The organism is Pseudomonas graminis, from assembly GCF_900111735.1.
In the GTDB taxonomy this organism is placed as follows: Bacteria; Pseudomonadota; Gammaproteobacteria; order Pseudomonadales; family Pseudomonadaceae; genus Aquipseudomonas; species Aquipseudomonas graminis.
The window spans coordinates 61,658-85,708 of the sequence record NZ_FOHW01000009.1 but is presented as its reverse complement, the minus strand read 5'-3'; the positions used below and the strand labels follow the sequence as shown (position 1 = coordinate 85,708).

Annotated in this window: 20 protein-coding genes and 1 tRNA gene; 7 read left to right on the top strand and 14 right to left on the bottom strand. The window is 60.4% G+C overall.

The features are described from left to right. Positions 1-22 precede the first annotated feature (22 nt). Both tssB and tssA read right to left on the bottom strand, forming a co-directional pair. Positions 23-526, bottom strand: coding sequence for a type VI secretion system contractile sheath small subunit (tssB, locus tag BMY98_RS09265; RefSeq protein ID WP_074887741.1), 504 nt, complete (start codon positions 524-526; stop codon positions 23-25). A gap of 32 nt (positions 527-558) precedes the next feature. Continuing rightward, positions 559-2,115 carry a type VI secretion system protein TssA gene (gene tssA, locus BMY98_RS09260; protein WP_074887738.1) on the bottom strand — a complete coding sequence of 519 codons (1,557 nt, stop codon included), beginning with the start codon at positions 2,113-2,115 and terminating at the stop codon, positions 559-561. Between the two features lie 671 nt (positions 2,116-2,786). On the opposite strand from tssA, the gene BMY98_RS09255 reads away from it, so the two are divergent. The 3 genes from BMY98_RS09255 (at position 2,787) to BMY98_RS09240 (ending at position 6,137) form a co-directional block, all read left to right on the top strand. After that, positions 2,787-3,305: an Hcp family type VI secretion system effector gene (locus BMY98_RS09255; RefSeq protein WP_074887735.1), complete on the top strand. Its 519-nt coding sequence runs from the start codon at positions 2,787-2,789 to the stop codon at positions 3,303-3,305. A 329-nt stretch (positions 3,306-3,634) separates the two neighbouring features. Next, positions 3,635-5,689 carry a TonB-dependent siderophore receptor gene (locus BMY98_RS09250; protein WP_083398758.1) on the top strand — a complete coding sequence of 685 codons (2,055 nt, stop codon included), beginning with the start codon at positions 3,635-3,637 and terminating at the stop codon, positions 5,687-5,689. Between the two features lie 372 nt (positions 5,690-6,061). After that, a tRNA-Asn gene (locus tag BMY98_RS09240) sits at positions 6,062-6,137 on the top strand. A gap of 114 nt (positions 6,138-6,251) precedes the next feature. On the opposite strand, the gene BMY98_RS09235 is transcribed toward BMY98_RS09240, so the two are convergent. The 11 genes from BMY98_RS09235 to BMY98_RS09180 form a co-directional block, all read right to left on the bottom strand. Beyond that, positions 6,252-6,938, bottom strand: coding sequence for a RibD family protein (locus BMY98_RS09235; RefSeq protein WP_074887730.1), 687 nt, complete (start codon positions 6,936-6,938; stop codon positions 6,252-6,254). Positions 6,939-7,354: 416 nt separating this feature from the next. Further along, complete coding sequence (locus BMY98_RS09230; protein WP_074887728.1) at positions 7,355-7,762, bottom strand: SRPBCC family protein; 408 nt, start codon at positions 7,760-7,762, stop codon at positions 7,355-7,357. A gap of 159 nt (positions 7,763-7,921) precedes the next feature. Continuing rightward, the gene (gene ycaC, locus BMY98_RS09225) at positions 7,922-8,545 is read right to left on the bottom strand and encodes an isochorismate family cysteine hydrolase YcaC (protein WP_074887726.1); all 624 of its coding nucleotides are present in this window, start codon (positions 8,543-8,545) and stop codon (positions 7,922-7,924) included. 126 nt (positions 8,546-8,671) lie between these two features. Next, positions 8,672-10,510: an amidohydrolase gene (locus tag BMY98_RS09220; RefSeq protein ID WP_074887930.1), complete on the bottom strand. Its 1,839-nt coding sequence runs from the start codon at positions 10,508-10,510 to the stop codon at positions 8,672-8,674. Between the two features lie 145 nt (positions 10,511-10,655). Next, positions 10,656-11,285: an antibiotic biosynthesis monooxygenase gene (locus BMY98_RS09215; RefSeq protein WP_074887723.1), complete on the bottom strand. Its 630-nt coding sequence runs from the start codon at positions 11,283-11,285 to the stop codon at positions 10,656-10,658. Beyond that, positions 11,278-11,694: a DoxX family protein gene (locus BMY98_RS09210; protein WP_074887721.1), complete on the bottom strand. Its 417-nt coding sequence runs from the start codon at positions 11,692-11,694 to the stop codon at positions 11,278-11,280. Before BMY98_RS09210 ends, BMY98_RS09215 begins: the two co-directional genes overlap by 8 nt. A gap of 1,030 nt (positions 11,695-12,724) precedes the next feature. Continuing rightward, complete coding sequence (locus BMY98_RS09200; protein ID WP_074887709.1) at positions 12,725-13,645, bottom strand: LysR family transcriptional regulator; 921 nt, start codon at positions 13,643-13,645, stop codon at positions 12,725-12,727. 146 nt (positions 13,646-13,791) lie between these two features. Beyond that, a complete protein-coding gene (locus tag BMY98_RS09195) occupies positions 13,792-14,214 on the bottom strand; it encodes a helix-turn-helix domain-containing protein (RefSeq protein WP_074887707.1) in 423 nt (140 codons plus the stop codon). Positions 14,215-14,394: 180 nt separating this feature from the next. Continuing rightward, the gene (locus BMY98_RS09190) at positions 14,395-16,680 is read right to left on the bottom strand and encodes an ATP-binding protein (RefSeq protein ID WP_074887704.1); all 2,286 of its coding nucleotides are present in this window, start codon (positions 16,678-16,680) and stop codon (positions 14,395-14,397) included. Between the two features lie 196 nt (positions 16,681-16,876). After that, complete coding sequence (locus BMY98_RS09185) at positions 16,877-17,494, bottom strand: response regulator transcription factor (RefSeq protein ID WP_217648308.1); 618 nt, start codon at positions 17,492-17,494, stop codon at positions 16,877-16,879. 63 nt (positions 17,495-17,557) lie between these two features. Next, the gene (locus BMY98_RS09180; RefSeq protein ID WP_074887701.1) at positions 17,558-19,087 is read right to left on the bottom strand and encodes an ATP-binding protein; all 1,530 of its coding nucleotides are present in this window, start codon (positions 19,085-19,087) and stop codon (positions 17,558-17,560) included. A 335-nt stretch (positions 19,088-19,422) separates the two neighbouring features. On the opposite strand from BMY98_RS09180, the gene BMY98_RS09175 reads away from it, so the two are divergent. Further along, on the top strand, positions 19,423-20,853 hold the full coding sequence (locus BMY98_RS09175; RefSeq protein ID WP_074887698.1) for a mechanosensitive ion channel family protein: 1,431 nt from the start codon (positions 19,423-19,425) through the stop codon (positions 20,851-20,853). 193 nt (positions 20,854-21,046) lie between these two features. Here the strand turns inward: BMY98_RS09175 and BMY98_RS09170 are convergent, their stop codons facing one another. Then, complete coding sequence (locus BMY98_RS09170) at positions 21,047-21,532, bottom strand: Dps family protein (RefSeq protein ID WP_074887695.1); 486 nt, start codon at positions 21,530-21,532, stop codon at positions 21,047-21,049. Positions 21,533-21,851: 319 nt separating this feature from the next. Here BMY98_RS09170 and BMY98_RS09165 point away from each other — a divergent pair, with 319 nt between their 5' ends. From BMY98_RS09165 to BMY98_RS26730, 3 genes are read left to right on the top strand one after another with little or no spacing between them, the layout of a single operon-like run. Continuing rightward, positions 21,852-22,874, top strand: coding sequence for a hypothetical protein (locus BMY98_RS09165; RefSeq protein ID WP_074887693.1), 1,023 nt, complete (start codon positions 21,852-21,854; stop codon positions 22,872-22,874). 46 nt (positions 22,875-22,920) lie between these two features. Continuing rightward, positions 22,921-23,769, top strand: coding sequence for a hypothetical protein (locus tag BMY98_RS09160; RefSeq protein ID WP_074887689.1), 849 nt, complete (start codon positions 22,921-22,923; stop codon positions 23,767-23,769). Between the two features lie 58 nt (positions 23,770-23,827). Next, positions 23,828-24,013, top strand: a complete 186-nt coding sequence (locus BMY98_RS26730; protein ID WP_139214456.1) for a hypothetical protein — start codon at positions 23,828-23,830, stop codon at positions 24,011-24,013. Positions 24,014-24,051 lie beyond the last annotated feature (38 nt).

Here is a 24,051-nt window from a genome sequence, read left to right as displayed (position 1 = left end):
GTTGGTTCCTTGGCGGATGGACTCAGGTGTCCTGGGCGGCGGCGTTCAAACCCAGCTCGCCGAGGACGCGATCACGGGACTCGCCGTCGGCAAGGACGCCTTCGATGGCTTTGCGAAAGGCGGGCGCGTTACCCAGCGGTCCTTTTAGCGCCACCAGAGCGTCGCGCAGCTCCATGAGCTTTTTCAGTTCGGGTACCTGGTCAACCAGCGAAGCCGGATTGAAGTCTTTCATCGACTTGACGTGCAGCTGCACCGCCAAGTCTTCGTTGCTTTCACCTTCCTGCAGACGATTGGGCACGCTCAGCGTCAGGCTCAACGCCTGCTTGGCCAGCACCTCGTCAAACGTCATCTTGTCGATGCTGATCGGTTTGCGCTCTTCGACTTTTCGCTCGTCTTTACGCAGGGTGTAATCACCGATTGCGAGAAGCTTCAGCGGCAGCTCGATCTCTTCCTGAGCACCACCGGTGGCGGGTTTGAACGTGACATTGATACGTTCTTTAGGGGCTACCGATCCTTCTTTGGCCATGGCCGTTCTCCTGGTAATTGGGGCCCTGAGGCCTATTCAAGTACGACTTCAAGGTCGAGATGGCACAGCCTGCGATACACCTCTTCCTTGCGCTCCCGGACCCCATGGCCCTGGGGCAGTAATTCAAAACAGCTGTGCAAGAGATGCAGCACATCGAGCGCAAGATCAGGCTCCCAGGCATCGATACCTGAGTCCCGCAGGGTTTGATCCAGGGTGTCGAGTTGGGTCTTGGCGAGTTCGTACTTCCTGGCGGTGAAGCACAATCGAGCAAGGGCGAACTGCCAGAAAAATCGTGCGCGCCCGCCTTGGGCGCTGTGCAGGCCTTGCTTGAGGAGCTGCACTGCCGCTCTGAGGCCGTCCTTGCGCAACACCGACGCTGCGCATTCCAGGGCGGACTCCCAGGCGGGTTGCGCATCAGCAACTTCTACTTTGCGGGACGCACTGGCCGCTTGCAGGCGAGGCATGACACTGGCGGTAATCCAGGCGCGGGTTGCCGAGTCCGCGAAAGGCACTCCGTCGTGAAAACGCAGTTCGATGACACCCGGCAGTCGCTGAATCAACTGCGCAAAATGGAGCTCTACCTCGCGCATTGCTGACTGTGCGTTCAACCCTTGCAGGCACTCCCAGACCATTCGCTGGCCATCGAACCAGAACGGCGCCTTTGCCAGGCTCGCCTCCAGTTCAAGAAGGAGATCGGCATGGCTGCCTTGATCGTATTTGTCCTGATAGCCTTTGAGCTTGTCTGCCGGGAGCCCACGAAGGGCGGTGATCTGTTCTGCATTACGTTCCGGGACCGCCTCGATCGGCAGCCACAGCAACGTGCGATTGAGGCGCAAGGCGCGCAGATCGCTGGCTTTCTGCCTGAGCCACCAATCACATAGCGACCGCGCGCTGTCCTGCTGATGACGCAGCGACTTGTGCGCCTCTTTCTCATCGTTGATCACAGCGGTTGGGGCGAATGACTGAGTAGCAGCCTGCATGACCTGCACCACAGCCACGCCAGTTGTACCGGCGTCCGGCGGACTGTCGGGCGTGCCCCGGGCCAGATGTTTCAGACGTCGAGAAATCGGCAGCAGCAAAGGCGCTTCAACACCCAGGTGCTGTGTAAACGCCGTATCGAGGCCTTCGAGGACTTCAACCAGACGACTGAACAACGGCAGTCGCCCTTTGATGGGAACGTTATCGTTGAGCACCTGTTCAAGACGGGGGACCAGCCAACCAATAGCGGCGGAGCGCGTGCGGGCCTTCAGGGGATAAATTTCGGCCCAATGCTGCACGCAAAGATGGTGAAGAACCTCAAGCCCTGCCAACAGCCCCTGGAAAGACTCCCGCTGGCACAGCGCCCATGTCAGCCATACCGCGACGCGCAGATCTTTGGATTGAGTACGGAGCAGATTTTCGCTCTGTTGTTGCACCTTCAGCCAGTCGATCTGACCGTTTTCGTGAATGGACTGAGCCTTACCCAGTTCACATTCCAAGGCCTCGTATTCATTTGAAAAACGCACGTCTTCACCCGCGAAGCTCTCTACCGAAACAGGGGCTCGAGCGGCGTCAAGGTAATACACAGAAAGTTGACTTGAATAAGACATGCTAAATCTTCGATATAAAATCACGTCAAATACAGCTGATTAATCTGCTGAATTAACGGAATTATTTAGTGACTGCCTGAACGGTTGATATGTAACAAAACGTCTTCCCTTCCGAGGCCGCAGATAATACTCAGCGCCCCTAGCGCTATCAAGCCATCTATAAACGAGATAATTCAATTTGCACTGTAGGAATTTTCCACAACTTATAACTGCGGGATGGCTCTCCTTCGATACGCTGTAGAACACGTGCATCTTTGGCGGAGTTCGTGACGAATGGACGACGCGCCGCGGCTTCCCGATTACGAAGAACAAGGAGTCGATCAAGCAGTCCGTGGACGGTTTGAGGTGTCCAGCAAGCAGCAGTGGCGCTGAGCCGCCATGCGCAAAAAATTGCGCACTCTTTTAGAAAAACACAGCTCCCGAGACCTTCCAGCCCAGGCGCAGCGGGCCTTACACCCGAGTGCGCAAGAAGTTGCGCAACACTGCGCAACTTCTTGCGCACATTCTCACGAGCAAGCCCGACAACCTAACGTACCAATGACAACGCATCAATATAACCAATTGATTTACATGAATAATTCAAAGCCTGGCACAGAGATTGATATATCTCCTGCACCCAGAACGCTAACTGGCTTTCGGGGAATTTTATTTATGAGGCAAGGAGCATCTTCATGGCTACACCAGCATATATGTCCATCACAGGCACCAAGCAGGGCCTAATCACCGCAGGTGCCTTTACCGCAGATTCAGTTGGCAACACATACCAGGAAGGTCACGAAGATCAAGTCATGGTGCAAGGCTTTCAACATGAAATGATCATCCCGCGCGATCCGCAGTCGGGCCAGCCAACCGGCCAGCGTGTGCACAAGCCAGTCAAGATTACCAAAGTGTTTGATAAGTCCTCGCCACTGTTACTGGCAGCTTTGACATCGGGCGAGCGCCTGACCGAGATCACTATCCAGTGGTATCGCACGTCCGCAGCGGGTACACAGGAGCACTACTACACCACCAAACTGGAAGACGCGATTATCGTCGACATTAAAGACTACATGCATAACTGCCAGGATCCGTCGAACGCCCACTTCACTCATCTGGAGGACGTAGAGTTCACCTACCGCAAAATTACCTGGACCCATGAAGTTTGTGGCACTTCGGGCTCTGATGACTGGCGTTCGCCGGTTGCTGGTTAACGTCGGCTGACAGCCTCAAGACCTCGGCCGGGGATGCCGGCCGAGGTCTTTAAACAATCAACGGCAACTGAATTCTCTGACGTTCGGTCTCAGCGCCAGAAATTCCATCACATAGGGCAAAGGGATGCTGATGGATGCAGCGGACAATTATGCTGAAGGCGCACTCCAGAGCCCCCAAAAGTGAAAAAGATGTGAAAAATCATCTTAGTCATATCTGGTAATGATTCGCATCTTGATTCAGAATCGCGCTCCCCACCGTGCTTTCAGGAACGTCCATTGTGATCCCTCGCCTCCCCGCCTCCTTTATTCTGGCCGGTGTTGTCACCGCTATGTCCGCCGCCAACGCAGCCGACGACGTCACGTTGCCGGCGATGCAGATTCAGGACACCGCCGCACCGGACGACGGGCAAAGCGTGGGCTATCAGGGCAGGCCTTCTTCGAGTACCACCAAGCTGGGGCTGACCAACAAGCAGACCCCCCAGGCGATCACCACCATCACCCGCGCGCAGATGAACGATTTCAAAATGAACGGGGTCAAGGACGCCCTGCGCTCGGCGCCGTCGGTAACCGTCGAGCAAAGCGAAAGCGATCGCACGGAGTTCACCTCCCGCGGGTTCGACATCGGCAGTTTCGAGTACGACGGCATGGGCATGCCCTTCGCCCAGACGATCATGATCGGTGATCTGGACATGGCCGAGTTCGAGCAGATCGACGTGCTCCACGGCGCCAACGGTTTGATGAGCGGCACCGGCAATCCGTCGGCCACGGTCAACTTCATTCGCAAACGACCCACCCGGGATTTCCAGGCGCAGATCGACACCAGCGTGGGTTCGTGGGACAACCGGCGCATCGACGTCGATGTAGCGGGGCCGTTGACCGATACCGGCAACGTGCGCGGCCGCTTCATCTACGCCCACGACAAGGGCAACTCGTGGATGGACCGCTACAGCCACGAGAAGAACGTCGCCGCCGGTCTGCTGGCGTTCGACCTGTCCGACGCCGACACCCTGACCGTGGGTTTCACTCAGCACAACAGCGATTCCAACGGCAGCACCTGGGGCAACCTGCCGCTGGTCGACATCAATAACAACCCGATCCATTACAGCAGCCGCTCGTCCAACGTCGGCCAGCCGTGGACCTACTGGAACATGCACACCCAGCGGGCGTTTGCAGAATGGAAGCATGACTTCGGCAACGGCTGGAACGCCACGCTCACCGGCACCGGTATTACGGAATACCAGGACACCAACATGCTGTACGTCTCGAGTGTCACCGATGACGACGCCTCGGTGTTCGCCGCCCACACCACCAGCAAGGCGCATCAGTTGCTGGGCGAAGCGAAAGTCTCCGGACCGTTCAGCCTGTTCGGCCGCGACCATGAGCTGACTTTCGGCGCCGCCTACGGCCGCACGCACCAGAAAGCCCGGGAATACGATGCGGCTGAAACCGGCTACTTCAACACCTCGTTCGCGGGCATTCTTGGCGGCATCACGCCGACGCCGCAGTTTGACTACACCCGTGATACCAACACTCAGAACTTTGAGGACCGGCAGAAAAGCCTGTTCGCCGGCGCGCGCTTCAGCCTGGCGGACGATCTGCACTGGATCGCCGGTGCGCGCATGCTCAGCGCCGACGGCACGGGCGAGAGTTACGGCACCGATCACTCCCAGCGCGAACACGGCAAGGTCACGCCGTACACCGGCCTGGTCTACGACCTGACCCCGCAGTGGAGCGTGTACACCAGTTGGACGCAGATCTTCAATCCGCAGTACGGCACGGTCGGCGTCGACGGCAAAGTGCTCGCGCCGCTGGAAGGCAAGAGCCTGGAGGCCGGCGTCAAAGGCAGCGTGATGGATGATCGCCTGAACCTCACCGCCGCGGTGTTCAAGACCAAACAGAGCAACGTCCAGTCGGCGGACTTCATCGAGGTGGGCTCGCAGTTCCGCTACTTCACCGACGATTACAAGAGCCACGGCATTGAGCTGGAAGCGTCGGGCGAGGCACTGCCCGGACTCGACCTGCTGGCGGGCTACACCTATGTGCACATCGAAAACGACGATGGCGACAAGTCCCGCCGTTATGTGCCGACCCACGCCTTTCGCGGCATGGCCAGCTACCGACTGCCTAGTCTGCCCCAAGCCAGAATCGGCACCCGGGTCAGCTGGCAGAGCGGGATTCAGAACGACAACTACAGCGTTATCCGCCAGAACGCCTACGCGCTGGTCGACCTGATGACCAGCTACGACATCGACAGCAACTGGAGCACGGCGCTGAACTTCAACAACGTCACCGACCGCAAATACCTGACCTCGCTGTACAGCGGCACGGCCAGCAACTACGGCGCCCCGCGCAACCTGACCGCTTCGCTGACCTGGCGCTATTGAGCCGGGCCGGTGTCCGTGCTGGCCGCATGAGAAATAGTGCGGCCAGCACCGTCCCCTGTAGGAGCGCGCTTGCCCGCGACGGCTTCGTCATATTCAACATCGCCGCCGACTGACACACCGCGAAGGCGTCGGCAGGTTCGACATCTTTGCCAACTGTTACACCGCCTTCGCGGGCAAGCGCGCTCCTACACTGATTTGCGTCGGCCGCGACAGTGTCGTCTGCCCAAGGCCTTGGCCGACGGCGCACTGACCGGCGTCGGGCGCGAACCTGTCGCCTGCCGCGGGTGCGTAGCGGCGAAGCCAGGTCGTCACGACAACTTTTTTAACACGCTCGCTTGACTTCCCTTTTCCAATCAGTAAGATAGCGCGCATTCCGCGATAGCTCAGTTGGTAGAGCAAGTGACTGTTAATCACTGGGTCCCTGGTTCGAGTCCAGGTCGTGGAGCCAGATAGAAGTAAACGAAAAGGCCAGCGCTTAGCTGGCCTTTTTCGTTTCCGATCGATTTCACCGGGTGCTCCCTGTCTGAAGCGGGACTGCATCAGCCCCGCTCCACCCCCAGCGTCAGGCCTTGGTGTAACGCAGCCAGACAGCACCGCCGTCCTGAACCTCTGCCGACGTCAACTTCAAATGAGCCGGTTGTTTCCACGCCTCGGTCGACACCTCGAACGACGCCGGATGCTCGCCCCGCCCGTCGATAAGCGGCAGGATCAGCACACTGACCTCATCGACCAACCCGGCGTTAACGAACGAACCGCTGACATGGGGGCCACCCTCGACGATCAGGCGCTTGCAGCCCAGCTCGCTCGAAAGGATCTGCACCACCTGCTGCAAATCGATTTCGCTCTTCCCGGCGAAAATATAAGACACCTGGATCGACTGCAGGTACGCCAGATAGTCATCCGACACGCCTTCGGTCAGCACTTCGACGACATGGGAATCCAGCGCCTGATTCTTCTTCCAGCCGACCTTGCCCTGGGGGTCAATGGATACGGCGTAGGCCTTGGCGTTGCGATCGGCGAAATAATGGCTGCGCTCGATCGGCCCCGAGGCGAGGCCTTTTGGATAGCCCTCGTCATGGGCAATTTCCTGCATCGTTACGCGCCCGCAGATCCAGGCATCGAACTCGAACGTCTGGGCGAGCTTTTCGTACAGGTCACCGGCGTCTTTCTTGAACGCACGATCCCAGCCGTCGGTGAGGGCATGACCGTCGAGGGAGGACATCATGTGGCAAATGACATAAGGCTGCATGGCAGGCTCCAGGCTGATAAGTGTGTAGAGCCGACCAGAATCCTGCCGCAATAGTTCATCCGTTTAGCCGCTTTCGCCGTTCCCGACCGCTTCCCATCATTGCCGGTGATGTAGACCATGAAGCCTATTGTCTTCAGCTTCGGCAGGGCTCGCGTAACATCGCGTCATCCCAGACCCGACACGGACTTAGCCCCATGACCCTGCACATCATCAACGCCCTCGCCCTCACCGCCGTGACCGTTTTCCTGGTCAACCGCGCGTTCGCCCTGTACGACCTGATCAATGCAGCGACGGTGTCCGAACATCACTGAGGCGCTGGAGGCCTGACGCGACAACAATTTAAGCAAGGCACCGAAATGCCAGGCCGCAATGGCCTGGCGGTCCCGCGATTATCGGCGGCTTAACGTTTCACCGATTTAGAAATTCGCCTTCAGCGCCTCAAGCCCCCCCTCGTAAACCCCCTTGAACAATTCCTCGACTTCCCCATCGGAAACACCGTCCGGCGTAAAGACGCCTGACCATTCCACCCAGGTGCTGTCGGCGCCATCCTCTTTGACTTTGAACGTCGCCAGATAGTCCTTGATAGGAAACGGTCCCTTGTCGATGGAATAGCTGTAAGTGCGCGCCGAATTGTCGTAGGTCTGCAGGCGCTCGATGATTTCAGCGCCGTCGTCGGTGGTCAGGTGACGAACGCGCCCGCCTTCCAGTGACTCGCTGCTCTTGATGAACGGCAGCCACGCGTGCAGCGAATGGAAGCCGCCGGTGAGTGCCCAGACCTTGTCGGCCGAGACCGGGATGTGCACGGATGCAGATGCTTGAGCCATGTTGTTTTCTCCAGAAGTGGGGGCAGCGGCCGATCAGCCAGCGCTGGATGGCGTGGCGGGGCCGCGCCCTCTCTAAATAAGGGGTAACCGCGCGCAATCTTGTCACGGTTACCGCTGCTTCGGGAGGGTGCGCGCCGCAAAAAGGCGGCGCGCAGCGTGTTACTTGGCGGTGAACGCCGAGTAGCTGTTCATCAGGTTGCGGTAGTTCGGAATGCGCTGGGACAGCAGATTGGCCAGGCCTTCCATGTCGTTGCGCCAGTCGCCCTGCAGCTCGCACGCTACCGAGAACCAGTTCATCAGTTGAGCGCCTGCGGCACTCATACGTGCCCACGCGGCTTTTTGCACCACGTCGTTGAACGTGCCCGACGCATCGGTGACCACGAACACGTCGAAACCTTCTTCCAGCGCGCACAGGGTCGGGAACGCCACGCAAACGTCAGTCACGACGCCAGCGATGATGATCTGCTTGCGGCCGGTGGCTTTGATCGCTTTAACGAAGTCTTCGTTGTCCCAGGCGTTAATCTGGCCAGGACGGGCGATGTACGGCGCGTCCGGGAACATCGCCTTGAGCTCGGGCACCAGCGGGCCGTTGGGGCCGGTTTCGAAGCTGGTGGTGAGGATGGTCGGCAGCTTGAAGAACTTGGCGCAATCGGCCAGGGCCAGCACGTTGTTCTTGAACTCGTTCGGCGTGAAGTCCTGGACCAGCGAGATCAGGCCAGTCTGGTGATCGACCAGCAGAACGACGGCATCATCTTTGTTCAGACGCTTGTAGGGAACGGTCATGATTGACTCCATTGAGTGGGTGACAGATGAGTACAAGGGCCAGCGCATCACGCTGACGGAGAGCCCCGCCGATCAGCGCCGACGAGGCCTTTCATGCTCTTTTCAATTGCCCTTTTGAGGCGCTGATCAGAAGGCGAAGCACGAACAGCCAAACGCGCCCCAGAAACCCTGAAAGTCGCTGACCGGCACTTTCGACTGACGCGCTTTGTCGTGGCTGTGGGCATGGACGCCGCAGGGACCGCTGCACTGGTGAACCGCCGCTGCCATCGGTGCGCCTTGACGCCAGTGGCCCGGCACCTTGGAGACTGGCGACCAGTCCGGCAGCACCGGCACGCTCGGCGGTGCCAGATCGTCGAACTCGCCGGCGCCGTACACCACCTTGCCGTCAACGATGGTCAGCACCGATTCGATCCACTTGATCGACTCTTCCGGCACGCTGAAGAAGTCTTGGGACAACGCCACCACGTCCGCCAGTTGGCCGACCTTGATCTGGCCTTTCTTGCCCTGCTCGGAGGAAAACCAGGCGCTGCCACGGGTGAACAGCTCCAGCGCGGTTTCCCGGGACAGGCCTTCCGGGTACAGCTCAAGGCCGCCGACGGTGCGACCGCTGACCATCCAGTACAGCGAAGTCCACGGGTTGTAGCTCGACACGCGGGTGGCGTCGGTCCCGGCGCCTACCGGCACGCCTTCGGCCAGCATGCGTTTGATCGGTGGCGTGTGTTCACCGGCCTTGGCCCCGTAGCGCTCGACGAAATATTCGCCCTGGAACGCCATGCGGTCCTGAATCGCAATGCCGCCGCCGAGCGCCTTGACCCGCTCGATGTTCTTCGGCGTGATGGTTTCGCAGTGGTCGAAGAACCACGGAAGGCCGTTGAACGGAATGTCGCGGTTGACCTTCTCGAACACGTCGAGCATGCGCGAAATCGATTCGTCGTAGGTGGCGTGGAGGCGGAACGGCCAGCGGTGCTCAACGAGGTGGCGCACCACCGGTTCGAGATCCTGTTCCATGCCCGCTGGTAAATCCGGGCGCGGCTCGAGGAAGTCTTCGAAATCCGCAGCCGAGAAGGTCAGCATCTCGCCGGCGCCGTTGTGGCGCAGGAAGTCATCGCCCTGGTGCAGCGTCACGGTGTTGGTCCAGTGCTTGAAGTCTTCCAGCTCTTCCTTGGGCTTCTGGGTGAACAGGTTGTAGGCGATGCGCACGGTCAGCTGCTTGGCCTCGGCCAGTTGCGTGATGACGGCGTAATCGTCCGGGTAATTCTGGTAGCCGCCGCCGGCGTCGATGGCGCTGGTCAGGCCCAGTCGGTTAAGTTCGCGCATGAACTGGCGCGTCGAGTTGATCTGGTACTCCAGCGGCAGCTTCGGCCCTTTGGCCAGGGTCGAGTAGAGGATCATCGCGTTGGGCTTGGCCACCAGCATGCCGGTCGGGTCGCCGTCGCTGTCACGGACGATCTCGCCACCCGGCGGGTTCGGCGTGTCGCGGGTGTAGCCGGCCACCCGCAACGCCGCGCGGTTGAGCAGCGCGCGGTCATACAAATGCAGGACGAACACCGGAGTGTCGGGCGCGGCCTGGTTGAGTTCTTCGAGGGTCGGCATGCGTTTTTCGGCGAACTGGAATTCGTTCCAGCCGCCGACCACACGCACCCACTGCGGCGTTGGCGTGCGGTCGGCCTGGGCCTTGAGCATGCGCAACGCGTCGGCCAGGGACGGCACGCCTTCCCAGCGCAGTTCGAGGTTGTAGTTGAGGCCGCCACGGATCAGGTGCAAGTGCGAGTCGTTGAGGCCGGGGATCACCGTGCGCTTGTGCATGTCGATGACCTGGGTGGCCGGGCCACGCTGAGCCATGATCTCGGCGTCGGAGCCCACGGCGACGAATTTCCCGCCGCTGATGGCCACTGCACTGGCCTTGGGTTTTTCCTGGTCCACCGTGTGGAAATTACCGTTGAAGAGAATCAGATCGACGTTCATCGCGCCTCCGTTGGCAGAAGAGTGGGACGCCCCGACGGCAAGGCCGGTGGCAGGCAGTGAAGAAAACAGTGCGGCGGCCGCGCCGAGCAACGAGCCCTTGGCGACGAAGCGGCGGCGATCGCTGGAGGACGGTTGATCGGCCTCGTCATCCTTCATGATCGGCTCCGGCCACCGCCGCCGGCCGGGCATTCAGCCACGGCGCAAACAGCCGCGTCGCCCGCGGCATCAGCACATACACCACCAGCAAAACGATGGTGACGGTGACCAGTGCGGTGCTGATGACGTAATGGGCCAGCAGCGGGTACAGGCGAAACACCGGCCCCCAGACCAGCGGAATCAGCAGGGTCAGCGGGCAGATCACCAGAAAGGTCACGCAGGCCTGTTTCCAGCGCGGCGGCGGGTTTTCAGCGGCGGGGACGAACCAGAACTCGTTGTGCGGGTTGACCTCGGTGAGATCGCCGTCGGCCAGCATGGGCGACGCCTCCGCCACCAGCTCGCGACGATGGGACGAGTCGAGCCAGCTGTGCATGGCGTCGGTCGAACAGAAGCGCAGCACGCAGGTGAACATGTGCAGGCCGTCGGACTTGCCGCGTATGACGTCCACGCCCAGATGCCCGGGGTAGCTGGCGGCCATGGCAACGATGCGGCGCAGCCAGGCTTCGTAGTGCGCTTCGAGGCCGGCCTTGATGCGGTGCTTGACCACCAGGGTGACGATCTCGTCGGCGGACAGTTTCGACGTCGGGACGATGTCGGCGGTCGTGGCGTAATCAGGCATAGCGAAGCGCTCCAGGCAAACCATGGTTGAGGGCAAGACGACCGGGGCCGGCGATCAGCACGCTGGTGAAGATGATCAGTAATAACCAGCCGAACTGGCCCTGTTCCACGCTCCACTCGCTGTGCACCACGACGAGCGCGACAAGCAGAAGAATGAGAATAGGCAGGCACGCCAGACGCGCCAGTACGCCGGTCAGAATCAGCAGCGGGCAGAGGACTTCGGCGAAGATGGCCATGCTGAGGGTCAGGGTGGCGCCGAGGTGAAACGGGTCTTCGATGAGGGTCAGTTGGGTGTTGAAGTCGAGCAGTTTGGGCAGGCCGTGGACGAAGAGCAGGAATAGCGCGCCGGCGGATCTGAGGAAGAGCAGCCCGAGGTCTTGTGTGCGGTCATTGCAGGTTGAATAGGTCATTGCCCACCCTTGATTTCTTGGGCCACGTTTTTGCGGGGTATGTGGCAGATGAATTCAGTGTGGCGGGGCGAAGGAGATGGGTATTGAACAGACGTGCTTTTGAGGATCCAGATCAAGATCAAGATCCTTAAGATCACAAGCGTCTGCCTGGGGGCAGACTGTTTCGCCTTCGGCGAGTTACTTGGAAAAGCACCCCAAGTAACCAAGGGTGCTTGCTCCTGGTTGGGCCCTTCGTTCCTCAGGGTTCCTTCACTCCGGTCTCGCTCCGTGGGCCCGCCGCCATCCGCCATCCATGGCGGGGGGCGGCTCTCGCGGCATCCATGCCGCTCGGCCCACTCCACGAGACCTCCGTTCAGCCTGCACCCAAGTCGCGTTTTGTGTCGTCTGGGAGTTTTGTGTTTAAAGATCAAAAGCAGATCAAGGGCTTCCCGGCTAAAGCCGGTCCTACGATTGGGCGGCGTGCTAGCGTGCTGATCGTGCCCACGCTCCGCGTGGGCATGCATCCTGTGACGCTCCGCGTCACGCCCCCGGCTTGATGCGCATCCTTTGCAGGACGCGGAGCGTCCGAGGCGGCGTTACCACGCGGAGCGTGGGATCGATCGAAAATGTCGGCGCCTGAGCTGGCCTCTTCCCGGCTGAAGCCGGTCCCACTCAAAGCACCGCGTACACCCTGTGGAATCGCCTCCGACTGGAGGACCGGCTCCAGCCGGGAAGCCTTTGCTCTGCTGTTGCTCTGCTGTTGATCTTCTTACACAAAAGGCCCAGTCACCGCCAATCGCGACTTGGGTGCAGGCTGAACGCAGGTCTCGCGGAGTGGGCCGAGCCGCATGGATGTGGCGAGAGCGCCGTCAGGACATGGATGTCCGTTCGGCGCGGGCCCACGGAGCGAGACCGGAGTGAGGGTACTCCGACGAAGGAGGAGCCAAACCAGGAGCACAAGCCCTTGGTTACTTGGGGCTTTATCAAGTAACTCGCCGAAGGCGAAACAGTCTGCCCCCAGGCAGACGCCCTTGATCTTAAAGATCTCGCCTCACGGCAAAGGCCGCGTCTCCTGAGACATAAACTCGGTGATCCGCGAGCGCAGCCACCGCTCCGCCGGATCGTTATCGTGAACCCCCGCCCACACCATCGACAACTCCGCAGGCGCGATCGGGAACGGCGGATCTTCGGCCCGCAACGCGCAGCCCTCAATCAACGCGCAGGCAGCGTAATCGGGCACAGTTGCGATCAGCTCGGTGCCGGCCAGCAACGCCCGCAACCCACTGAACTGCGGCACCGCCACCACCACCCTCCTCGCCCGCCCGACTTTCGCCAGGTCGATATCGATATTGCCGGTCAAATCACCGGAGAACGACACCATCGTGTGCGGCCGCTGACAGAATTCGTCCAGCGTCAACGGCTCGGGGCGGTTGTCGCCGCGCAATACTTTCACGCCGATGTCCCGCAGCTTCTTGCGCTTGGCGTTGGCCGGCAGCTCGGTGGTGTAACTGATGCCCACGGAAATCTCCCCGGACGCCAGCAGCGCCGGCATCAGCAGGAAATTGGCGCGACGCACAACGACAATAATGCCCGGCGCTTCTTCACGCAGACGGTTGAGCAAGGGCGGGAACAGGCCGAATTCGGCGTCGTCCGACAAACCGATGCGAAAGATGTCGCAACTGGTCGCCGGATCAAATTCCTTGGCCCGACTCACCGCCCCGGAAATGGTGTCCAGCGCCGGTTGCAGCTCCTTGAGGATGGCCAGCGCCCGGGCGGTCGGCTCCATGGCACGACCGTTGCGCAGCAGCAAAGGGTCGTCGAACAGGTCGCGCAATCTGGCCAGTGCCGCACTGATCGCCGGCTGGCCCATGAACAGCTTCTCCGCCACCCGCGTCAGGTTGCGCTCGAACATCAACGCTTCAAAGATAACCAGCAGGTTCATGTCGACGCGGCGCAGGTCGTTGCGGTTCATTCAGCGATTCCGATTGGGCGATGTCAGTTTGACGTTTTCGGGAGGCCTGACGATGCCAGACCGGCGCAGCTATACACCGGCGCCGAGGGGAGGTCTTGAACATCGGTGCTGTCGTCCGTCAAACGCAGTTGCAAGGATAGCCGTCTTCAGCAGGCATGCGCGCCCTGCGCCACACACCCTTTAGCGGACAACAGAGTCATGGTCCGACGCCAGCTGAACGGGGTCAGCCCCACCACGCGGGAGAACACCCGGGTGAAATGGGACTGATCGGCAAAGCCGCAATCCAGGCTGATCTGCGAGATGGTGAGCACCGAGTCGCCGAGCAAGGCCCGGGCCTTGTCCAGGCGCATCTGCAAGAACCAGTCGCGGGGCGACAGGCCGGTGTTCTTCTTGAAGGCGCGCGAGAAGTGACTGCGCGACAGCGAACATTCGGCGGCAATCCGGGCGATGGACAGGCCCTTGTCCATCTGACTGGACATCAGGTCCTTGGCCCGGCGCTCCTGCCACGGCGACAGGGCGACGCGCTCGAGAACGGATTCAGGGTTCAGGGAGGGATTGAATGCAGTCATGCCAGGCGCTCCAGCTTCACAGTCAGCGGTGCGTGAAGTCTGGTCGGCACGGTGCTTAAAGTCCTTTTCAGGGTATTAAACGTTCTGAAAAGTCGTACGACGACGTGCCTCTCTGCGGTGCGTCGAGCCGGTCTTCAATTGGACGTACTGAACAGCGCGCACGTTGATGAGCCGTTGGCGTTACTCGAGGATGGGCAAAGTGAACACCAGGGTTGCACCGCCATAGCGCGCCGGCATGGCGTAGAGATGGCCGCCGTGGGCGCTGATGATCGACTGACAGATCGCCAGGCCCATGCCCATGCCTTTGTCCTTGGTGGTGAAGAAGGCATTGAACAGCTGATTGATGTTCTCCGGCTCGATGCCGCGCCCGCTGTCTTCAACGCTGACCACCACATAGTCGCGCCCCACCACTTCGCTGGTGATCGACAGCCTCCGCAGCACGTGATCCCCTGCGCTCATGGCGTCCAGCGCGTTGAGGATCAGGTTCAGCACCACCTGCTGCAATTGCACGCTGGAGGCGCAGACCCGCAACGGTGAACAGGTCAGGTGGGTCGTCATCAGGACCCGCTGCTGTTCGACCTCGACACCGGTGAGCGCCACCACATGGCGAATCACGTCATTGACCAGCAGCCGGCGCCGGTGATGCGGGCCCTGCCGCGCCAGGCTGTGCAGCGCATTGACGATTTCCCCGGCGCGCCGGCCCTCGGCAACGATGTCGCGAAGCGCGGACAAGGCTTCATCCACCTCCGGGTTGTCGCGATTGAGCCAGCGAATCCCGGCGGCCGCGTTGGACACCATCGACGCCAGCGGTTGGTTGATTTCGTGGGCAATGGACGCTGCCAGCTCACCCATCACCGTGGATTGAGCCACCTCGGCGAGCCTGGCCCGGGCGCCGCGCAGGGCGATCTCCACATCCCGGCGTCGCGCGTTCTCCTGCTCCAACTCCTGTTGCAGGCGCGCGGTCTCGAGGGCAATCGCTGCCTGACTGGCAAGCAGTTCCAGCACCTCGGTGCGACAAACCGTGAACACGCCCGGCGCGAGGTTGTTTTCCAGGTACAGCACGCCGAGCACCCTGCCCTGTTTGACCAGTGGCACGCACAGCGCCGAGCGCACCGGATGCTGGCGCACGTATTCATCGGCGCCAAAGTAGGCATCGGTGCAGACATCGTCCAGCACCAGACGCTGGCGGGTGCGCATCACCCGGTACAGGATCGACAGCGGCAGGTGCTGTTTGTCGGGAACCCTGTCCGTCAGTTCGATGCCCAAGCCGTCCACGCCACCCTGGCCAATTGCGCAGATTACCGGGGCTTCATCTTTAACGAGCAACAGCAAGGCTCGTTGCGCACCGGCATGGATGATGGTGTTACGCAGCAGGGTTTCGATCAGCCGGTCCTGCTCGCTTTCGTCGCGCATGGCGTGAGCCGATTTCATGACCGAGGACAAGTCCAGAGCGTCGCGCCCGGCCAGGGTGGTGGATGTGCTCGCAGATGACAGGCTCTCCAGCCCTGCCACAGGCTTCGGATCGGGACTGGGCGAGACGGCGGATGCGTCGTGCCGCCCGTCAGGCAGGTCGGGCTGCAGATCAGGAATGTCCCGGAATTGCTGCCACTGCTGGTGCATCTCGGACAGATCCCGATGCAACGCGGCAGCGCTCTGATAACGGTCCTCCGGGTTTTTTGCGATCAGCCGATGCACGAGACCGGCCAGCGGCGCGGGGATATCCCCTCGACGCTGGCTCAACGGCGGCGGGATGCGCGCCACGTGGCAGTACACCCACTCCACCGCATCGGCGGCCTCGAACGGCAGTCGGCCGGCCAGCCATTCATAAAAAGTCATGCCCAGCGCATAGAGGTCGCTGCGTTGATCAGTCCGACGCTGCAGCTGCTGCGACTGCTCGGGCGCCATGTAGCCGAGGGAGCCACAGGTGACGTCGGACACCGGCAGCTGCGGCGCCAACTGCTCATCAACACTCAAGCCGAAGCCGCTGAGCCGCACCCCACCGTTTGCGTCTTCGATCAGGTTGCACGGCTTGATATCGCGGTGCAGCAGGCCCGCCTCGTGAGCGCCTGTTACGGCGGCAGCGGCAGCGATGGCCCGCTGCAAAAAGGCCTTGATGGATAGCGGCGCGTCGGGTTGATCATGCAAGAGCATGCCGCTGGCATCCTCCAGGACCAACAACGTACCTTCTGACCCAGACAGCAGCGCCACTGGCGGTACGGCCCATTGCGGCATCAGCCGGGGGGCCAGTGAAAATTCATGTTCCAGACGGCGGACCGCAGCGATCGGGGTGTCGGGAGCAGGACGAACGATGCGCCAGTGGCGATCTTCCGACGTCAGCGTGACCCGGTAATGAGCAAGTTCTCCGTCGACAAACAGCAACTGCCAGACGAGCTGCTCCAGCCACTGGGGCCCGAATGCCCCGGCGCTGGAGATAGCCGTGTAAGGCCCGTTGAAAATGCTGCTCATGAAAACCCTTTACTGGAATTCTGTGCGGCGTGCGATTTCCCGGCTAAAGCCAGTCCTACAAAAACAACGCAGGTCCCAGTAGGACCGGCTTCAGCCGGGAAAGTGTCGGACGTCACACCGCACATCTGAGGTTGCCCATGCCGGCGTATTCCCGGCTAAAGCCGGTCCCACTAAAAGCGCTGCATACCCCCGGGGGTCATTTCGCCAGACAACCCAGCCGGTCGCTCAGCTTCAGCAGCTCAATGACATTGCGCGCATCCATCTTCGTCAGGACGTGCCTTTTATGCACCTTGGCAGTCACCTCGCTGGTGCCCAGTTCCGCGGCAATCTGTTTATTCATCTTGCCGGTAATCAGCAGTGCCATGGCTTGCCGCTCCCTCGGTGTGAGGCTGTCGAAACGTGCTTTGACGCAGGCGGTCAGGCGGCGCTCGTCCATGCGCGTCGCGTCGCTGACCAGTGCTTCGCGCACCAGATCCAGCAACTGCTCCGGCTCGAAGGGTTTGGTCAGAAACTCGCGGGCGCCGGCTTTGATGGCGCGCACGGACATGGCGATGGTGCCGTAGCCGGTCATGAAAATGATCGGGAAGGTCTGGCCGCGATCCGTCAGGGTCTGCTGCAGATCGAAGCCGGTGCCCTGGGCAAGATTGACGTCCAGCAAGAGGCAGATGGGCCCTTGGCTCAGCGGTTGGTCAAGAAACGCCTGGGCGCTGTCGAACACATCGCAGACGATGTCCGCCGAATGCAACAGGCGCTGCAAAGAAGTGCGGATGGCAGCGTCGTCGTCCACCACATAGACCTTGGGATTCACGCTCATAACAGGCTCATGACGGGTTGGCTCGCCGTAACGGGCGCATCAACTGCTGCAGCAACGGGCTGATCAACGGCTAATGGCCAGTGCTCTCTGATGCCGCGCATGATACCCGTCGGGCCCGGGCGGCACAGCCCTGATGCCTTGCAGCGTCGCCAGTGCCGACGGTACGTCGCAATCCTGCGCACGGGGCGCGCTGACCTCCGTTGTCGCCAAAGTATCGTGGGCGCTGGCCGTCAACAGGCAGGCGCGGGTGGTGCCGAGCATCCGGTAGAAACGGAAAGGCCCCTGTGCGCTGACCATCAGCAGCGACTTGGTTGCCAGCCGCACGATGGAGTCCATGATGCAGGCGCGCGGCAAACGGGTGCATTGCAAGGCATCACACGCACGTTCCAGGGTGAAGCGACCGTCCAGCTCGGCCAGCCGCCGCAGCACTGTGCGCTCTTCGCGACCAAGCAAACGCAGGCTCCACGCCAGCGAAGCCTGCAGCGTTTGCTGACGCGGTGGCGCGGTACGCAGTGAAGCCGAGAGCATGTGCAGGCTGTCGTCGAGGCTCGCCACCAATTGATAAAGCCCCAAAGCGCAGGCCCGGGCGGCGGCCATTTCCAGCGCCAGCGGCATGCCATCAAGCCGACGGCAGATTTCACCCACCAGCTCGACGCTGTAATCGTCCAGCTCGGCATTGCCGTCGGCCGCCAGATGGCTGTCCAGTGCACGCCACTGACGCAGGAACAATTGCGCCGACGCACTGCGCAGAACAATTTCTCGGGAGGCGTTTAGTTCAGGAATCTCAAGGGGCGGTACTTGCAGGCTGCGCTCGCCGGCAATGCGCAACGGCTCGCGACTGGTCGCCACCGCGCGCACCGCCGGCGCGCCACGCAGGATCACCTCCAGCAGGCTGGCGACGCTTTCGACCAGGTGCTCGCAGTTGTCCAGAATGATCAGCCCCGGTTGCTGCTGCAGGTAACGGATCAGCCCTTGCAGATCAGGATCACCGCCGCTGCAGTCGAGGCCGATCGCGCTGGAAAACGCCTCCAGCAGCAGCTCGGCGCATTGCAGCTGCGCCAGGGGCACGAAATACACGGGGGTGCTGCCGGCGTCCAGCAGCGTCTGCCCCAGCTCCGCGGCCAGCGCGGTTTTACCGACACCGCCCGGGCCGATCAGCGTGACCAGCGCGCAGCCCTCCGCCAGGGTGCTGCTCACCTCGTCCAGCAACGCCTGGCGCCCGAGCAAGGCGACACGGGCCGGCAGTCGGTGATTGCAACTGACGCCATGCAGCGTGGCTGGCGGGCGGGTTTCGTGTCCGAGGCTCTCCCCGCCCAGCAGCACATAGCCACGGCCGGGCACAGTGCGGATCTGCTCGCGGTCCGCCCCCAACGCCTTGCGCAGCGCGGAGATGTGCACTTGAAGGTTGTTCTCTTCAACCACGGTGTCCGGCCAGACACTCTGAAGGATCAGCTCCTTGCTCACCAGCTGACCTTGATGACGGAGCAGCACGTCGAGAATATCGAAGGCGCGGGTGCCAATGCGCATGGCAACGCCGTCCTTGAACACGTCTCTGTGCTCGCGGGAGATCATCGTCTGACCGAGACTTATCATTTCATGCAGTCCTTGGAAGTGGAGTCGCAGCCCCTGGTTCGCCGACCATCGTCCGGGCGTGGTTTCATCCCGGATGACGTTCTGCGCAGCTATCCATTGTTAACAGGCGCTCATCTAACCAGTTAAAACCAGACACCGATATTAGCTGTAGGGATAGTGACCTTGAGGGTGTGCCGTGAGCGGCAAGCGCTAAAGGCTGATACCCGGATCGTCCCCAGCCAAGCTCCATCGGTTATAGACATCGATCATGGCCGTGCCTACATTGTTCGCGCGCCTTCGCGCGGGCAAGCCAGCCTCAGCACTTAGCCCCTGCACTTTTCCTGCGGATATCTCCCATGTCGACCGTCGTCCCCCATTATTCGCTGGCGTGGAGCCTACTCCTGCTGCTCGCCGACCTGCTGGCCTGGCACTTATTGGCCGACCGCAACCGGCTGGTGCGCATCGCCACGCGGCTGGCGGCATTCGTCGCCTACAGTCTGGTGATCATCAACGCCGGCGTGAGTCCGCTGGAGGCGCCGGCCTGGCCCGATGACAGCGCGCTGCAATTCGGCGCCACGGTGCTGGCGATCATCTGGTGGATCTACGCCGCGCGCACTCTCACCGTGGTGCTCGGGCTGGCGCTGACCAGCCGCGTCGGCCACAGCGGTCGGCTGCTGCAAGAAGTGATTGGCGCGGTGATCTTCCTCATCGCCATCGTCGCGGCGGCGGGCTATGTCCTGCAGCTGCCGGTGAAGGGTTTGCTGGCGACATCAGGGGCGATGGCGATCATCGTCGGTCTGGCCTTGCAGAGCACGCTGAGCGACGTGTTCTCCGGGATCATCCTCAACACCACCAAGCCGTATCAGGTCGATGACTCGATCTCCATCGACGGCATGGAAGGCAAGGTCATGGACATCGACTGGCGCGCCACGCACCTGCTGACGAGCGTCGGCACCATGGTGGTCATCCCCAATTCGGTGGCGGCGAAGGCGAAGATCGTCAATTTGAGCCGACCGGTCCATATTCACGGGGTGTCGATCAACATCATGATGTCGCCGCACATTCGCCCGCGCCGGGTGCTCGATGCGCTGGAGCGTGCGCTGCAGGGTTGCAGCGCCCTGTTGCAAACGCCCAAACCCCGCGCGGTGGTCAAGGAAACCAGCCCGACCACCATCGAATATGCGGTCACCGGCTTCATCAGCGACCTGAACAATAAAAGCGACGTGCGCAATCTGCTGTTCGATCTGGCGTATCGACACCTCGAAGCCGCGGGCATCGCCTGGCAATCGGAAACCACCGCTGAAGCCGTGTCCCGGCCCCGGGCGCTGCTCGATGGGGTCAAGGTGTTCCGCACCAGCACTGCCGAGGAGAAGAATCAGCTGGCCCAGAGCATGGTGGCGCAGGAATACACGGCCGGACAGACAATTATCGAAGTCGATGAGATCACCGACGGTTTGCTGGTGATCGCCACCGGCGTGGTGTCGGCGAGCGTCAAGGACGGGAACGAGATGGTGGAAGCCGGACGCATGGGCCCCGGCGAGGTGATGGGTGAGCAGAGCGTGCTGGCCGACACGCCGTCGCATGCGCGCTTCACCGCCCTCACCTCGTGCGTCGTTTACCGCATCGACAAAGCCGCCACGCGACAGGCCATGGAACAGCGTGTCGAAATCGTGACGGCATTGAACAAATTGCAAGCGGTGCGCCAGCAAGGCTCCCAGCACGTGCTGATGCGTAAGCCGGTGGTGATCAAGAAGAACAATTTTCTGGGGTGGTTGCAGAAGCGCTGATGATTGGGGCGCTTCTGTGGGACTGGCTTTAGCCGGGAAGAGGCCGGTGAGACCACTGCAAATCTTGCGGTGTGACCTCTGGCGCCTTCCCGGCTAAAGCCGGTCCCACAATGATCGCAGTCACACAATTGATCGCGCTGTGTCAGTGGCACCGGCTTCAGCCGGGAATCAGCCTTCAACCGCGACGCATCTTTCACCCAACGAACCCGTCACCTTCCAGCAGCGAGCGCAGCATCCACGCCGCTTTTTCGTGGACTTGCATGCGCTGGGTCAGCAGGTCTGCGGTGGGCTCGTCGCTGACTTTCTCCAGCAGCGGGAACAGTTCGCGGGCAGTTCGTACCACCGCTTCCTGCCCTTCGACCAGTTGCTGGATCATGTCAGTGGCAGCCGGCACGCCCGGCTCTTCCTTGATCGACGACAAACGCGCGTAAGTGGAATAGGTGCCGGGCGCCGGGAAGCCCAGAGCGCGGATGCGTTCGGCGATGGAGTCCACTGCGGTCGCCAGTTCGGTGTACTGCTCTTCGAACAGCAGGTGCAGCGTGCGGAACATCGGGCCGGTGACGTTCCAGTGGAAGTTGTGGGTTTTCAGGTACAGCACGTAGGTGTCCGAAAGCAGCCGCGACAGTCCTTCAACGATCTCCGCACGGTCCTGCTCGTTGATTCCGATTTCAATAGCCATGAGTTGCTCCCTAAGGTGTGTTGATTGCTGAGACCTGCAATTCTAAAGAGCGCGGTTCGACGACGGAAATCAACCTTGGTAATCACTGCCATCGACGTTGGCTATGACGCACCAAGCGTCAAATAACGTTTTGCTCTAATCATTATTGCGCCCCGCGATAAACACGATGATTAGCGATAAGTAAGCTGCCTTCGCGCACGATTAAAGTCTATAAACCCGCTTGAAGAAAGTCGCCCGGGGACTAGCCTTTAACTAAGTTAACACCAGGCAATCATTGTTCCGCGTGAGCGCTCGATGAGACATGACAAGGATCGCAAACATGAACTCCGCCGCTCCGAACCCCTCGAGTTGGCTCGCCGTTTTTTCAATTGAACCAGGCTCGGCCACCACGCAACTGTATTCCAATGGCCGGCAGCAGGTTGAATTTGAACTGAAGGTACAGGCCAGCTCTCAGAACAACCAACAAATATCCGCCACCGAACTGGCAAGCCTGCGTATTGTCGAGCGCGATAACAACGGTACGTTCGTGCCGCTACCAGGGGTTCAAGTGCCGCGTGGCTGGTGGTTTTCCGATGTGCGCAATGAATACGATTTCTACACACCCGGAGGGGCTTCCGTTCCCACCCCCCCGAAGCGATTGATCGCCAAAGCGGGACGGGGGCAACAATTGCTCAAATGGTTCGAAAGGCTGTGGACTGCCGAACCGTCACCCCCTTTACTTACCAAACCGCTGTACGTCATGACCGAAGCGCCGGGTGGCAGCATAAAAGAAATGTTCGCGCAAATAACCAGGGACACAGGCGATGTTTACACCACTGACTACATCTTCGTTTCATCTGTCGTAGTGACGGCGGTGCGCCCCGAGGTTTTTTCAGCCGAGGACGATTACTTGCTCGACAAAACCCTGACGTCGGGCACCGAGAACTCAGGGATCTTTGTCTACGAATTTCTGCTCCATCCCAGAGGCCTTAGTTTCCTGTCCGGCAGTATGAACCCTGGCGGCATGATTCAATGGGATGACCGAGCGAACACCCAACAACATGCTTCTCATGTCGGTCATGCAGGGCCTGGCGAGAGCCATTTTAAATATGATGATGAGATAGCTGCCGGGTCGCAGTTCGTCAGGGTCAGTTCGGTCAGTAGAGTGAGTCCTGGAAAGATTACGCTGGTTCTCCAGAGCGATATTAATATCCCCTACAACCACAACAGCGCCGTGTCTCACAATGGTCCGTGCCAGATCGACGCCATCGACGCCAACGGCAATGCTCACGCCTTGCAAATTATGTTTATGGGACCGACCGGCTTCAATAACCGTGTAAACCTTACGCTCATGGACAGGTAACGCGTTTCTTAAGGGAATGACCGCCATTCATCAGGGAGTCACCATCATGGAATCAAACGCGCGTGAAACAGGTAACACTGATGTTAATCAATCCAGCTGGACGTCCTTGAGCTGGTTTCAAGTGCAGTACCTCCAGCGACCGGAAGACAATACGGTCGCGACGGTCTACCGCAATGGCCGCCAGCAAGTCCCGATTACGATTTTGGTCGAGGCGCGCAACAGTGATAATGAAGTGGTACCGCTGCCGAACCAGGATTTGTTGAATATCAAACTGGTTAATTACAATACCGGACTGCCTTGGTCGAACGGGGTGACGGTGAGCAACACACGGAACCCGAATTACGACTATTTCCCGGAGGGCTCGGTGCTGCCTGAGTCCTATCAAGCGCGCCATGGCGACATTGCAAGCGATGACAAGGGTCTGGCTAACCTCCCTGCTGTCGTGCACACCAAAACCATACCGTTTAAAACCAGAGAAGTAATATCGCCTGACGGGGTCGCCATTCAGTTACAGGAGTTCGAGCTTTGGCTGTCGGTGACCACTGCTGAAGCGCTGAAAGTCGCAGCGGCGCTGGAATCATCCGGGCGGGTTTTTCACACCCACAGCTCTGAGGTGGCTGCGGGGGGAGCGGTTCATGATGGGGGCTTGTTCAACAGTTCGATCAGGATCACGCCGGTAGCACCCAGATCATTTACCTCTCAGTACTTTACGATGACGGACCATGAAGGCGCATCAACCTCCGGAATCAGCGTGCGTATGTTTGATCTGTGGCTGACTGATACAAACTTCAAGATTCGTGAAGCTTTCGCTTATCACCAGACGTGGCAAGGGGGGTGGTACTTCGCCAGAGACAGGGGGGGGCGATTCACCTTATCACTATGCAGCACCGAGTGACTGGGCTTGGCTCTACCATTATGCAGCGCCGCCGTCGGCAGGTTGGGTGCATGTTGGAGTGAATGAGCGCTTGAAAACCGAGGGCAAAGCCAACCTGATTAGAATTCTGGAACTCGACGCCTTGTTGCATTCCGAAAGTCCTCAGGTCGGAAAGATGGGCTACATCGATAACTACGGAAATGAATCGATTATCTATCTCCGCGAAATCGAGACAGGCAACCGTATCAAACTCGCCGACAGCTAATCCGGCCGGGTGGCAGTCCAATGGGCCTAAAAGGAATC